Here is a 13,624-nt window from a genome sequence, read left to right as displayed (position 1 = left end):
AAGAAAATCATGCTGTTTGCGGGCCCGCTGGCGGCCCTGACGGCGGGTCTCCTGATGCGGGATGCCGGGCCGGCCGTGGCCTGGACCGTGGCCGTGACGACGCTGTGCGCGGCCTGGTGGATCACCGAGGCGGTGCCGATTCCGGTCACGGCGCTGATTCCCATAGCACTGCTGCCCCTGGTAGGCGCCATTCCGCCGTCGCAGGCGGCGCACGCGGTAGGCGATCCTCTGATCATGCTGCTGATGGGCGGATTCATGCTTTCCACGGCCATGGAAAAGAGCGGCGCGCATCGCCGGATCGCGCTGGGGATGATCAATCTTTTCGGCGCCAGCGACGGCCGCAGGCTCGTGTTCGGTTTCATGGCCGCGGCCGCGGTGCTCAGCATGTGGATATCGAACACGGCCACCACCCTGATGCTGCTGCCGATCGCGCTGGCTGTCATCCAGGGCTGCGACGACAAGAGGCTGGCCCTGCCGCTTTTGCTCGGAATGTGCTATGCGGCCAGCATCGGCGGCACCGGCACTCCGGTGGGCACGCCGCCCAACCTGATCTTCATGCGCGTTTACGAGGAGACCACGGGGAATCAGTTGGGCTTCACGCAGTGGATGAGCTGGGCCTTGCCCGTGGTCCTGGTGATGCTGCCGATAGCCGGATTCTGGCTGACCCGCGAGCTCAAGCTGCGCGCGCCCGTGCAACTGCCGGCCGTCGGAACGTGGCGCACCGAGGAGGTGCGGACTCTCGTGGTATTCGCGATCACCGCGTTGCTCTGGGTGACCCGTCGCGAACCCTTCGGCGGCTGGTCCGGACTGCTGGGCCTGGACCAGGCCCACGACGGCAGCGTGGCGCTGCTTGCGGTAGTCGCTATGTTCGTCATTCCGAATGGCGCCGGCGGTCGTTTGCTGGACTGGAAGACGGCCGCCGGCATTCCCTGGGGCGTTTTGCTGCTGTTCGCCGGCGGCATCTGCCTTGCCGGCGCCTTCGCCAGCACGGGCCTGAGCGCCAGCCTGGGCTCGGCGCTTGCCGCTCAGGCGGACTGGACACCCTTGCTGCTGATCCTGCTCATCTGCCTGGCGGTCACCTTCCTGACCGAAATCACCAGCAACACGGCCACGACTTCGCTGCTCATGCCGATACTGGCCGCCGCCGCCGTTGCCGCCGGCATGGAACCGCGCCTGATCATGGTTCCGGCGGCGATCAGCGCCAGTTTCGCCTTCATGCTGCCGGTCGCGACCGGACCCAACGCCGTGATCTTCAGTTCGGGGCGCCTGACCGTTCCGCAAATGGCCCGCGAGGGCCTGGTGCTCAACTTCCTGGGCGCGCTCGTGATCTCAACGATCACCTACTGGCTGCTTAGCTGAAATCGGCCTCCACCGAGTTCTCGTAGAGCTTGCGCATGTAGAGGATGGGCGCGAGCGGCGCCTCGACGTAGCGGCAGATCCGCCAGCCCTCGGGGAGCTTGCGAAACAGCGCGACGGCGCGGTTGTCCGCGCCAACCGGCTTGTCGTAGCCCTCGGCTACCGCGTCCCAGTGAAACTGGTAGGAAACCCACGCCAGGTCGTCGCTGAGCGGTACGGCCTTCACGTCCCAGATGCGCATCTTCAGACGTGGGATCAACTCCATGGTCTTGTTCCAATACGCATGGATCGCGTCCCAGTCCCGCAACGGCTGATCGACTTCCTCCGGGAGGTAGAAGGGCTCGGGATCGGAAGTGTCCCAAAGGTCGGCCATTGCCTTGAGGTCCATGCGGTCCCAGTTTTTCTGCAACTGGCGCAGGACGCCGGCGACGGCCTCCTGCAGATTCGATTCGGTATTCATGGGCGGAATTATGCCTGCCCCGTTGCGGGATGGCGTTCGGGCTAGAATGGCCGCCCGACCGGAAGTAAGCGCAGAAGGAACAGGTCTTGCCAGCGAGAACAGGCGACGAGCTCATACAGGCACTCAGGGACTCTCCGATGGAGTTGTGGCATCGGGGACGAAAGGTTGAAGACATCACCGCCGAAGACGGCATAGCCGGCGGTGTGCGCAGCCTTGCAGCCCGCTACGACTTTCAGCACGAAGAACCCGAAACCTTGCTCTTTCCCTCGCCCCAGACGGGCGACCCGGTGGGAATGAGCTTCATGATTCCCGAGACGCGGGAGGATCTCGTTCGCGTCGGCGATTCGATGCACCGGCTCGCGGATTTCAGCTTCGGGATGGCGGGACGCGACCCCAGCTACCTGAACCGCGCAATGAGCGCCTACGCTGCTGCCGCCGGCTGGCTGGATTCGGCGCACCCGGGGGGCGGGGCGAACGCCAGGTCGTTTCACCGGGACATGCGCGAACGCGACCTGGCGCTAACGCATACGCTGATCAACCCGCAGATCAACCGCGCGGTCAGCGCCGCGAAGCAGGCCGACCCGTTCCTGGCGGCGCGGGTCAAGGAGGAAACCGACGCCGGCCTGGTGATCAAGGGCGCGCGGATGCTGGCCACGCTGCCGATCTCCGACTCGATCATGGTGTTTCCTTCCACGCTTCTGAAGAATCCCGAAGAGGACGCGCCGTATTCGTTCGCCTTCTGCCTGCCCAACGCGACCGAAGGATTGAAGTTCATCTGCCGGGAAACGGTGGACTACGGGCGTAACCACTTCGATCACCCGCTGGGCTCGCGGTTCGAGGAACTGGACGCGCTGGTGGTGTTCGACGACGTGTTCGTGCCGTGGGAGAACGTGTTCCTGTACCGCGACGTGAAGGCCTGCAACGAGGCCTACGCGGCCACCTCCGCGGTGGTGCACATGTCGCACCAGGTCATCTGCAAGAACATCGCCAAGACCGAGTTCCTGCTGGGCCTGGTCTCGCTGATGATCGACGCCGTGGGGATCGAGATCTTCCAGCATGTGCAGGAGAAGGTGGCCGAGATCTGGGTCAACCTGGAAACCATGAAGGCCTTCCGGCGGGCCGCGGAGGCCGACGCGGCCGTCAATGAGCACGGCATGATGACGCCGGCCTTCGATCCGCTGGACGCGGCCCGCAACCTGTATCCGCGCCTCTACCCGCGCATGGTCGAGATCGTCCGCCTGCTGGGCGCCAGCGGCCTCGTTGCCATGCCCACCGAAGCGGACCTAAAGGGTCCGCTGAGCGAGGAGGTGCATCGCTACTACCAGGCGGCGCGGCTGGAGGCGAAGGATCGTATTCCGCTCTACCGCCTGGCCTGGGACACGGCGCTGTCGGCTTTCGCGTCCCGGCAGGTGCAGTACGAGACCTATTTCTTCGGCGATCCCGTGCGGATGGCCGGCGCGATCTTCCACTCCAAGGACCGCACTCCGTACATGGAACGCGTGCGCGAGTTTCTTCGCACTTCTTCCCAAGACGACGGCTAGCCGGTCACGAGGAACACAGTTGGACTCAAGTGGTTTCCGCAACGCGCTCGGGCAGTTCGCAACCGGCGTAACGGTGGTGACCACGAAGTCCGGGAGCGGAGACCGCATCGGGCTGACCGCCAACAGCTTCAATTCCGCCTCTCTGGATCCGCCGATGGTGCTCTGGAGCCTCAGGAACGATTCGCTGAACTTCGAGGTGTTCGCGAATGCGGACCACTTTGCGGTCAATGTGCTGGCGGCCGACCAGGTCGATGTTTCGCGGCGTTTCTCGCGCGACGTGGAGGACCGGTTTGCGGGACTGGACTGCATGGAGGGCATCGGCGGCGCGCCCGTGATCGCCGGGTGCGCCGCTACCTTCCAGTGCCGCAACGTGCACCGTTACAGCGGCGGCGATCATGCGATCTTCGTGGGAGAGGTGCTCCAGTTCGAGGTTCACGACCGAACTCCGCTGGTCTTCCACCGCGGCGACTACACGGTCACGATGCCGCGCCCGGCGGATGGCCCGGACGGATCGGAGATCGCCGGCGGCTATGTCGATGACTTCCTGCTGCCCCTGCTCGCGCGGGCCTACCGGCTTTTTGGCCTGCCGTTCTACGAGCACCTGACCGAGCAGAAAATCCCCCGCGACGAATGGCGGGTGCTGGCCACATTGAGCGACCAGAGTTGCACCCGCGACGAACTCGCGTGGATCATCCGCATGCCGGACGAGATTCTCGACAAAACGCTCAGGGCACTGTTCGACCAGGAGATGATCGCGAAAGCCGAACCCAGGGTGAAAGGCGGATTGCCGCGACTGGTTTGCACCCAGCGGGGCAGCCGGCAGGTCGTCAAGCTGCTGGCCGTGGCCAAGGCCCGCGAGGCGGACGTGCTGGCGGATTTCCCCGAACTGGAGCAGCAGGACTTCAAACAGATGCTGCGCAGCATGATTGCGCGACTGGCCGGCAGCGAGCGGCCGCGCTGACCCGCCGCCGACGGCATGGGCCCGACCATTTTCGCCGCCTACCTGGTGCTGGTGGTGGCGCTGGGACTGGTCGCTTCGCGCGGACAGCGGGCCAGCGAGGACTTCTGGGTCGCCGGTCGCCGTTTCGGCGTTCCCGTCCTGGTTCTCGCCAACGTGGCGGCCATCATGCACGGGGGCTCGATACTGAGCGGCGTCGCCTTCATAGGGGCATTCGGCGGCGTGGCCGGGCTGCCGTTTCTGGCATTCACCGTCGGCATTGCCATCGTATTCTTCTTCTTCGCCCGCAAATTGCGTCAGTCCGGCGGCTTCACGCTGCCGGACTACCTGGGCGACCGCTATGCAAGCCGGAAAATGCGCGCCTGGAGCGCGATCGTCGTGGCCGTGTCCAGCGTCGTCTACCTGGTGGCGCAATTGCGCGGCATGGCCTTCATTCTGGAGCGCCTGCTCGATATCCCCTTCCTCTGGGGGCTGGCGCTGGGCAGCCTGATATTCGTGGCCTATGTCGCCCTCGGCGGCCTGCTGGCCGTCGTGTGGACGAACATCGCCCAGTTTTTCTTCATGTGGGCCGGGCTGCTGCTGATCGCGCCGGTCATGTTGCAGGAAGTCGGCGGCTGGACCGCGGTCATGCAGCAAGTGGAGCAGGCCGCGCCCGGCTGGACCAGCCTGCGCGGAGTGTCCTGGGGCTGGGGGTACTTCATTTCCTGGCAGATCATCTGGATGCTGGCCTACTGCACGCGCCTTGAGCTGGTCACGAAAATGTACGCCGCGCGCGACTCGTGGGTCGCGCGGGTATCGCTGCCGTGGACCATCCTGATCGTGATGGTGTTCCTGCTCTACGGAAACATGTACCTGGGCGCGGTGGCCCGGATCACGGTCTGGGAGGGCCTGGCCTCGCCCGATCAGGCCTACGTCGCGCTGGTCAGCCAGTACCTGGCTCCGGCTCTGGCCGCGTTCGCGCTCACCGGGATCGCCGCGGCCGCGATGTCCACGACGGACTCGCTGCTGCTGATGGCGGGTTCGGCCCTGGCCCATGACCTGGTGCGCAAGTGCGTGGACGAGCCGCGGGGGGTCGAACGCGAAGAGCGCAGCTACGTCTGGATATCGCGCTGGGCCATCGTGGCCGTCGGCGCCGTGGCCTTCGTGCTGGCGATACCCGACGTAGCGCTGATCCTGCGGATCGTGTCCTTCGCCGTAGCGATCATCGGCGCGGCCTTCTTCTTCCCGCTGATCGCGGGGATGGTGAGCAGCCGCGTGAGCGCCGAGGCCGCATTGGCCTCGTCGGTGTGCGGCGTCGCCACCACGCTGATCTGGATTGCCGGCACGCTGAGCGGTCAGGGCTGGGCGCAAGTCCTGCATCCGGGCATTCCGGGCCTGCTGGTGGCCGGCGCAACGATGGCGCTGGTCAATGCCTTTACGCCGCCGGCCGTCGCCATCGGCGGCGTCGCGGCGGCCGGCCGGGAGGGCCGCGGGCCATGATTCTCGGACTTCCGATCGAGAGTTTCGTGGTGCAGATCGTGCTGCCGGCGATCGTGATCGCGGCTATGTTTGTGGCAAGCTACCGGGGCAGGGGCCGCGGCGGAGACCGCGCCAAGGGAGACAGCAAATGACTTCGATTTATCGCACAACGGGCGCCTGTGTTGCGCTGCTCACCCTGATCTGGGCTTGCGAAGCGCCGCAGGGTGAAGTGGAGGAGGCGGCCGATCCGCAGGCCGCTATCCGGGCGCAGTCCGTCGAGTTGACTCCGGCCGGTCCCTGGGCGGAGGGCGACCAGCGCGGCAACGGCAATACCCAGGGTCCGGGCACCTGGATGCGCTGCGCGTTTCACATGGGCAAACCCGGCGCGAAGGTCTACGAACTGTCGCACCCGCGCTCGATGTCCATGCCCCAATCACCGTTCTCGCCTGCGCTCGAATACGTTTACCGTCCCACCGTCGGCATTCCCTATACCGCCCACGCCTTCAACGGCGAGCACCTGACCGGCGGCGAGCCGGGCGCGCAGGGCACCCAGATGGACGCGCTGGGACACTTCGCCTACCTTCCCGAACCCTGGCTGGGCGAAGGCGATCTGCCCGCCGATTCGGCGATGTATTACGGCGGCTATTCGCAGGCCGACGTAAAGCCGACGCCCGATTCCCCCTTGCTGAAGCTAGGCATCGAGCACGCGCCGCCGCTGGTGACCAGCGCCCTGCTGCTGGACGCCCGCGCCCAGATGGGCGGCGGCGATCCCCTGCAGCCGGGGCAGGTGATCACCGCGGCCGATATCGAAGCGATGCTGGCGGCCCAGGGCCTGGCCGAGCGCGGCATCCTGCCCGGCGACGTGGTCTATATCTACACGGGATGGAGCGATAACTGGAACCAGCCGCCGTACTACGCGATGGGGCCGGGCCTGGGATACGACGCGGCAAAGATGCTGGGCGACAAGGGAGTGGTGCTGGTGGCGCTGGACAATCCGTTCACCGATCCGGCCCACGACGGGCAACTCATGGGTCAGGCGGGCCCGCCCGAAGGCACTCCGGAAGGCCTGCCGTTCGTGATTCACCACCACAACCTCACGCAGTCCGGCGTGCACAACATCCAGAACGCAAACCTGGCCGAACTCGCCGCGGACCAGGTATGGGAGTCCTGCACGATCATCCTGCCCTTGCGTTCCGTGGGCGCCTCCGGTTCGCCCGTGCGGCCCATCGCCATCGGCTGACGCCTCTCGTAGCGCGCTGCGCAGCAGGTAGCGGAGGAAGCGGGGCGCAACTAAAGGGGATCGCGGCGATTCCTATAATCCCGCCGTGAATCTCACGACCGCCCACAGGCTCCTGCGCTCCGTCTTCGGGTATTCGGCCTTTCGGCCGGAGCAGGAAGCGATCATACGAGCCGTCCTAGCCGGCCGCGATGCGCTGGTGCTGATGCCCACCGGCGGCGGCAAATCGCTTTGCTACCAGATTCCCTCGATGCTTCGCTCCGGCGTCGGCCTGGTGGTCTCGCCGCTCATCGCGCTCATGCAGGACCAGGTTGCGGCCTTGCGCGAGCATGGCGTCGCTGCGGCGTTCCTCAATTCATCCATGTCCACTGAGGACCAGCGGCAGGTCATCGGTGCTGTCAGGCGAGGGGAACTGGACCTTCTCTATCTGGCCCCGGAAAGGCTGCTTCGTGAAGAAACGCGGACTCTGGCGCTGCTCAGGGAAACGCAAATCGCTCTCATCGCCATAGACGAGGCGCATTGCGTGTCCCAATGGGGGCACGATTTTCGGCCGGAGTACCTGGGCCTGGATGTGCTCAGGGACCATTTCCCGGGCACGCCGCGCATGGCGCTCACCGCCACGGCGGACGAGGCGACCCGCGAGGAAATCGTGCGGCGCCTGAAGCTGACCGGGGCGTCCCGGTTCATAAGCGGATTCGACCGCCCCAACATCCGCTACACCGTGCGCATGAAAGGGGGCCCCGGGGCGGACCTGGCGGGCTTTCTCACTACACGCAAGGGCCAGGCGGGAATCGTATATTGCCTTTCGCGGCGAAAGGTGGAAACGACCGCCGAGCGCCTGCGGGAGGCGGGGTATGACGCCTGGCCCTATCATGCCGGCCTCTCGGCAGGGGAGCGCCGTCGCTGCCAGGCGCACTTCCAGCGGTCCGACGAGGCGATCGTGGTGGCGACGATCGCCTTCGGCATGGGGATCGACAAGCCGAACGTTCGTTTTGTGGCCCATACCGACCTCCCCAAGAGCCTGGAGGCTTATTACCAGGAGACCGGGCGCGCGGGACGCGACGGCAAGCCGGCCGAAGCCTGGATGTGCTACGGGCTGCAAGACGTCGTGCGCCTCAGGCAAATGGTCGATCAATCGGAGGCCGGCGACGAGCACAAGCGGGTGCAGCGGGCCCGCCTGGCGGCCCTGGTGGCCTGGTGCGAAATTACGCGCTGCCGGCGGGCCGCGCTGCTGGCCTATTTCGGCGAGCGATATGCGGGGCCGTGCGGCAACTGCGACATCTGCCTGAACCCGCCCAACACCTTCGACGGCACCGTTCCCGCGCAGAAATTCCTGTCTTGCGCGGTGCGCGCCGGGCAGCGGTTCGGCGTGGCCCACCTGGCGGACGTATTGCGCGGGAAGGAAACCGACAAGGTGCAAAGACACCGGCATCAGGAGCTGTCCACCTTCGGAATCGGCGCCGACCTGTCGGCGCGCGAGTGGCATGCCGTCGCCCGGCAGCTGGTGGCGCTGGGTTTCGCGCGGGTGGATCCCGAACGGCACGGGGCGCTGGTCCTTACGCCGGATTCACGGCCCCTGCTGCGGGGCGAACAGTCGATTGAATTGCGCCAGGAGGTGCGCGCCGCCCGCCCCAGGCATCAGCCGAAACGCCGGCAGCCGGACTGGGAAATCGGCCCCGGCGACGAACCCTTGTGGCAGGCGCTGAAGGAACGCCGGCTGGCTCTGGCCGACGAGGCCGGGGTCCCGCCTTACGTGGTGTTCCACGATGCGACGCTAAGGGAGTTTGTGCGCACCCGTCCCCGCTCGCCCGAGGAAATGCTCACCCTGCATGGCGTGGGGCAGGCCAAGCTGGAGCGCTTCGGAGACGCTTTCCTTGAGGTCATCGCCGACGTTGCCCTGCGAAACGGCGAGGCCCGCAACCGGCCGGCATCAGGGGTGGACGACGGCCCGGCATGATCAGGAAATCGTAAGGTAAGCGGGACGGGACTGCGCTATGATCATTGAACGGGGTGCAAGCGGGAACAGGAAAATGGAACAAGGCAAGGGCGACAACAATCTGATGAGGCTCCACACACGCAGTGACCGGATCCTGGCGATATGCGCCGGAATCCTCATCTCGGTGGCTGCATTTGCGCTTAAGCCGGCGCAGGCGGCGCCGGTCAAGACCGGTAACACGCAGGCCGAACTGCTGGCGGAGGTGGCAAGCGTCACACCGGGCCAGCCTTTCACAATTGGCCTCAATCTCACCCCCGATCCCGGTTGGCACACCTACTGGATCAATCCGGGCGACGCCGGCAAGCCGGCGCAACTCAAATGGGACGCTCCGGAGGAGTTGGAGTTCGGCGAACTGAAATTTCCCGCCCCCGGTTTCGTGCCCTTCATGACCATGATGAGCTACGGCTACAACGGGCCGACGCTCCTGCTGGTGGACGTGATTCAAACCGAGCCGGTGTCCGGCGATTCTCTGGCGATCAGCGCCCGGGCCTCGTGGCTGGTATGTGACGACCAGGTTTGTATTCCCGAGCGCGCGAACCTGACGCTCGAGATTCCGGTGTCCGGTTCGGGCGGAACGGCCCCCGAGGCCGAAGAATGGCGGACCGCGGCCTTTGCCGAGGCACGCGCGCTGATACCGCAGGACGTGGAGTGGCCTGCCGTTTTCTCCGAGCGTGAGGGCGAAGTGGTCTTCGACGTGGCCACGCCTCTTTCGATGGAAAACGCGGCCAGCGTTTACTTGTTCCCGGAAGCCGAAGGCATGATCGACCACACGGTCGCGCAGCAGGTGGGCCTTTGGGCGGACCGTCTCCATGTCAGCGTTCCTGCCGGTCGGCGGGTGGCCCGCTATGACGATACCGGTCTGGTGATTTCGGTGGCCGTGGACGGCGCTCCGCGGCAGTCGTTCAGTCTGTCGGCACAGCGCACGGAAGGCCCGGACGAAGCGGAGACGGAAGCGATTGCGAGCCTCAGCGTCACGCCCGGCGGGGGCGGGTACTCCAGCCCCGGCGGGGGAAGCCAGGCGGGCAGCGGCGGTTCGGGGTCCTCCCCGGGCCCGGCAGGTTCCGACGGAAATTTCCTGGTCGGGTTTGTGCAGGCAATCGGTTTTGCGGTCCTGGGCGGTCTGATCCTCAATCTCATGCCCTGCGTCTTGCCGATCCTGAGCCTCAAGGCGCTGGGCGTCGCCCAGATGGCGGGTGAAAGCCCGCGCGCCGCGCGCAATTCGGGCATACAGTTCCTCGCCGGCGTGCTGGTGAGTTTCCTGGTCCTCGCGGCGCTGATCATTGCATTGCGCCAGGGCGGTCAGCTCGTGGGCTGGGCATTTCACATGCAAAACCCGCTCATCGTTGCGATCCTCTCGCTGGTCATGGTTGGGGTGGGCCTCAATCTGCTCGGCGCGTTCGAAGTCAACGTAGGAGGGGGCGCGCTCGGCGGCAAGGCTACCCAGGGCAAGGCCGGCGAGTTCTTCACCGGCGTCCTGGCGGTGCTGGTGGCGACACCCTGCACCGCGCCCTTCATGGCGGGTGCGATCGGCTACGCGCTGGTGCAGCCGGCCGCGGTTACGGTCGGCGTGTTCCTGGCGCTTGGGCTGGGCTTTGCGCTCCCCTATTTCGTCGTTTCGTTCCTGCCCGATGCCCAGCGGCTACTGCCCAGGCCCGGCGCCTGGATGGTGAGTTTTCGCCAGGCGCTGGCGTTTCCGATGTTCGGAACGGCAATCTGGCTGTATTGGGTGCTCGGCAACCAGGCCGGAGTCAACGCGTTGACGCTGGCGCTGATCGCCGCCCTGGCCCTTGGGCTGGGCACGTTCGGATGGAATCGCCGCAGCGCCGAGAGCTATTCGCGCCCCTGGCGCACCGCAAGCGTAGCCGGACTGCTCGTGGTGGCGCTCAGCATCTGGGCGGTGCCGCGTTTTACGGCGGCGCCGGACAGCACGCCGGTGGCCTCAAACGAGGTGGCCTACTCGGCGGCAACGCTCGACGAGTTGCGCTCCGATGAGATGCCTGTGTTCGCCTACTTCACCGCCGACTGGTGCATCACCTGCAAGGTGAACGAGAACGTGGCGCTCAAGAGCGACGCGGTGAGGGAGTACTTTTCCAGTGAGGGCGTGCAGGTCATGGTGGGCGACTGGACCAACGAGGACCCGGCGATCACCGAGATTCTGCAGCGCCATGGACGGGCGGGCGTGCCGCTGTATCTCTATTTCAAGCCCGGGGCCGACGAGGCCTTGGTTCTGCCTCAGATTCTCACTCCGAACCTGGTCATCGAAGCGGTCGAGAACGCCTGACCGAGCGCCGGGGTCGGTCGGAGCGCCGCTCTAGCCCTCGTCGCCTGAATTCGCGAAGCGCTCCTCAAGCGCTTCGTCGAGCTTGTGTCCCCGCAGGTTCCTGGCCACGATTTCGCCCGAGGCGGCGTCCACCAGGAAGTTCGCCGGCACGCCGGTAACCCCGTAGGCTTTGGTGGCGGGATGATCCATGCCCATTCCGGCATTGATCCAGGGCAGGTCCTCTTCCTCTGAAGCCTCCACCCAGTCCTCGCGTTCATCGTCCACCGTGAACGAGAAGATCTCGAATCCACTGGGGCCGTGTTCGGAATAGGCCTGCTTCATGTGCGGGATCTCCGCCCGGCAGGGACCGCACCAGGAAGCCCAGAATTCCACCAGAACCACGTCCTTCCCTTCACGCGCGCCGGATACGCTGACGATCTCTCCATCCAGCGTTTCGGCTTCGAAGTCCTCGATCTGGCTGCCCACCGCGAACGTATCGGCTCTCGCCCGGTTGGCGGCATACGCCTCTTCGGACGCAAGGCTCTCGATCACCCATGGATCGTCCGGGATGATCTCGGCCAGTCTCCGGACCGCATCCGTGATCCACGGACCCCTCAGCCAGGTGGATTGAATGGTCAGCTTGCGCGCCAGCGGATCGTCGTGGGCCAGGGCCACCTGTTGACGGCCCTGGTTCTCAAGTTGCAGCATGCCGTTGAAGATCTCGCTGGATTTGTCCACGCGCGCGCGCCGCTCGTCCTCGGTCTCGCCTTCCACGGATTTCACCGTCCGGTTATACGCTTCCATATGTTCCAGGTATTCCGGAGAAAGGCGCCAGGAATTGATCACGATGTCGTTGTAATGGCCGCCTTCGACAATGAACTTGGCGCGGCCGTCCATGGTCAGCTTCAGATCGCCCGGTTCCAGCACGAAGGATTGACCCTTGACCGGCGCCAATCGCATTCCGCCGTCTCTCGTCGCGTTCAGGACGTAGAAGAACACATTGCGGGGCGTTTCCACCGTTCCTTCCAGGAATACCTTGCCGTCCACCACCGGTGCCTCGGCAACAACATTCAGTCCGTCCCTGAGGCTGGATTCGGAGTTTCCGGCGCCTGACATCGAGGTTGCGGCCGTCATGACCCCGGCCCCGGCCGCGTCCTCCTTCGGCGCTGGTGTCCAGACAACGAATTCGCCATTCTCATAAACGGACGAGAGGTCGCCGGTGATCGTATAGCGGTTCGATTCGGTGCCGCCGATTGCGTCGTCGCCCGTTTCCGCGCAGGCGGCAAGAGCAATTGCGGTCAATGCGGGAATCAGGCAGCGGTAGTTCATGTTCGCGGTTTCCTTCAGTCGTGGGCGCTGGCCCAATCTTACCGCGAACAAGGCCGCGGCCCGGTTAACCGGCCGATGGGAGCGAAGGTTTCCCTCTCCCTGGGAGGCGGGACACCCGCACTCCATAGCGGAGCGATACGCTCCGTCCCGGGGCTACATGAAGTTCGCGCGGTACCAGTCGTTGACGTCGTCGCCGGTGGTGAACCAGACGCCTTCGTGCTTCGCCATGTAGCGGAACGCGCGCGCCAGGTGCTTGAACTTGTTCGGCTGGCCCACCCAGAAGGTGTGCAGGCAGATGGGCATGCAGCGGGCGTTGGTCGCGCCTTCCTCGTAGAGCACGTCGAACTGGTCGATGATCATGTCGCCGAACGCCTCCGAAGACACGCCAACGTTGCCGAACGCCGGAATATCGTTCAATTCCACCGTGTAGGGCACGGCGATCAGGTTGTTTTTCGGCGTATTGAAGCGGAACGGGTGGTCGTCGGCGGTGTAGTCGCACAGGTACTCCACGCCGAACTCCTCCAGCAGGCGCGGCGTGTTGTCCGTGTGGGTCAGGAACGGACTGAGCCAGCCCTTGGTGGGTCGCCCGATCGTTTCCTCCATGGACGTCAGCACCGCACTCAGGATCTCCCGCTCGCGGTCCTCGTCGATATTGCTGATGAAGTTGGCGGGTGCGTTGTTGACGCCGTGCCCGATCCAGGCCCAGTTGCGGGCCATGCCTTCTTCGAGGATGCGCGGGTACTCGCGGATGATTTCGGAATTCAGGCACACGGTCGCACGGGCATCGCACTCGTCGAGCAGGTCGGCCATGCGCCACAGTCCGACACGGTTGCCGTAGTCCCGCCAGCCGTAGTTCAGCGGGTCGGGATTGAACTGCTGGGTGCCCGGAACCAGCGCGGTTCCGGGGATGTCGGCCGGGAAATGCTCGATGTTCAGGTAAGGCATTACCGCTACGCGGGCCCCGTCGGGCAGCCTGAACGGCTCGCGGTCGATGATGGGCACGAAGTCGTAATGCCTGGATTGAGTCAG

General features: G+C 65.5%; 10 protein-coding genes. 7 read left to right on the top strand and 3 right to left on the bottom strand.

All coding sequences use genetic code 11. The features are described 5' to 3' along the window. Window positions 1–9: 9 nt before the first annotated feature. A complete protein-coding gene (locus F4Y72_08430) occupies window positions 10–1,359 on the top strand; it encodes an SLC13/DASS family transporter (GenBank protein ID MXZ28314.1) in 1,350 nt (449 codons plus the stop codon). Here the strand turns inward: F4Y72_08430 and F4Y72_08425 are convergent. Continuing rightward, window positions 1,352–1,816, bottom strand: coding sequence for a nuclear transport factor 2 family protein (locus F4Y72_08425; GenBank protein MXZ28313.1), 465 nt, complete (start codon window positions 1,814–1,816; stop codon window positions 1,352–1,354). The two genes, F4Y72_08430 and F4Y72_08425, sit on opposite strands and share 8 nt — an antisense overlap. An 86-nt stretch (window positions 1,817–1,902) precedes the next feature. Between F4Y72_08425 and hpaB the strand changes: the two genes are divergently transcribed. From hpaB to F4Y72_08395, 6 genes are all read left to right on the top strand, one after another. Continuing rightward, the gene (gene hpaB, locus F4Y72_08420) at window positions 1,903–3,357 is read left to right on the top strand and encodes a 4-hydroxyphenylacetate 3-monooxygenase, oxygenase component (protein ID MXZ28312.1); all 1,455 of its coding nucleotides are present in this window, start codon (window positions 1,903–1,905) and stop codon (window positions 3,355–3,357) included. Continuing rightward, window positions 3,242–4,318: a flavin reductase family protein gene (locus F4Y72_08415; GenBank protein MXZ28311.1), complete on the top strand. Its 1,077-nt coding sequence runs from the start codon at window positions 3,242–3,244 to the stop codon at window positions 4,316–4,318. The genes hpaB and F4Y72_08415 overlap by 116 nt, the downstream gene beginning before the upstream one ends. A 15-nt stretch (window positions 4,319–4,333) precedes the next feature. Beyond that, window positions 4,334–5,794, top strand: coding sequence for a sodium:solute symporter family protein (locus tag F4Y72_08410; protein ID MXZ28310.1), 1,461 nt, complete (start codon window positions 4,334–4,336; stop codon window positions 5,792–5,794). Window positions 5,795–5,921: 127 nt separating this feature from the next. Next, the gene (locus F4Y72_08405) at window positions 5,922–7,013 is read left to right on the top strand and encodes a cyclase family protein (protein MXZ28309.1); all 1,092 of its coding nucleotides are present in this window, start codon (window positions 5,922–5,924) and stop codon (window positions 7,011–7,013) included. A gap of 85 nt (window positions 7,014–7,098) precedes the next feature. Further along, on the top strand, window positions 7,099–8,967 hold the full coding sequence (gene recQ / locus F4Y72_08400; protein MXZ28308.1) for a DNA helicase RecQ: 1,869 nt from the start codon (window positions 7,099–7,101) through the stop codon (window positions 8,965–8,967). A gap of 37 nt (window positions 8,968–9,004) precedes the next feature. Further along, window positions 9,005–11,287 carry a thiol:disulfide interchange protein gene (locus F4Y72_08395; GenBank protein ID MXZ28307.1) on the top strand — a complete coding sequence of 761 codons (2,283 nt, stop codon included), beginning with the start codon at window positions 9,005–9,007 and terminating at the stop codon, window positions 11,285–11,287. Window positions 11,288–11,317: 30 nt separating this feature from the next. On the opposite strand, the gene F4Y72_08390 is transcribed toward F4Y72_08395, so the two are convergent. Continuing rightward, on the bottom strand, window positions 11,318–12,721 hold the full coding sequence (locus F4Y72_08390; protein ID MXZ28306.1) for a redoxin domain-containing protein: 1,404 nt from the start codon (window positions 12,719–12,721) through the stop codon (window positions 11,318–11,320). Window positions 12,722–12,748: 27 nt separating this feature from the next. Next, window positions 12,749–13,624 (bottom strand): polysaccharide deacetylase family protein (locus F4Y72_08385; protein MXZ28305.1); only part of this gene is annotated, 876 nt, incomplete at its 5' end.

The organism is Gammaproteobacteria bacterium, from assembly GCA_009838035.1.
GTDB lineage: Bacteria > Pseudomonadota > Gammaproteobacteria > Steroidobacterales > Foliamicaceae > Foliamicus.
The sequence above is the reverse complement of the archived record's forward strand: the minus strand, read 5'-3'. Positions and strand labels throughout refer to the sequence as shown.

Excerpts from the sequence above, each read along its gene's own strand:
- F4Y72_08425 (MXZ28313.1), bottom strand. The coding sequence starts at position 1,816 with ATGAATACCGAATCGAATCTGCAGGAGGCCGTCGCCGGCGTCCTGCGC.
- F4Y72_08390 (MXZ28306.1), bottom strand. The coding sequence starts at position 12,721 with ATGGAGTGCGGGTGTCCCGCCTCCCAGGGAGAGGGAAACCTTCGCTCC.
- F4Y72_08405 (MXZ28309.1), top strand. The coding sequence starts at position 5,922 with ATGACTTCGATTTATCGCACAACGGGCGCCTGTGTTGCGCTGCTCACC.
- F4Y72_08395 (MXZ28307.1), top strand. The coding sequence starts at position 9,005 with ATGATCATTGAACGGGGTGCAAGCGGGAACAGGAAAATGGAACAAGGC.
- F4Y72_08410 (MXZ28310.1), top strand. The coding sequence starts at position 4,334 with ATGGGCCCGACCATTTTCGCCGCCTACCTGGTGCTGGTGGTGGCGCTG.
- F4Y72_08430 (MXZ28314.1), top strand. The coding sequence starts at position 10 with ATGCTGTTTGCGGGCCCGCTGGCGGCCCTGACGGCGGGTCTCCTGATG.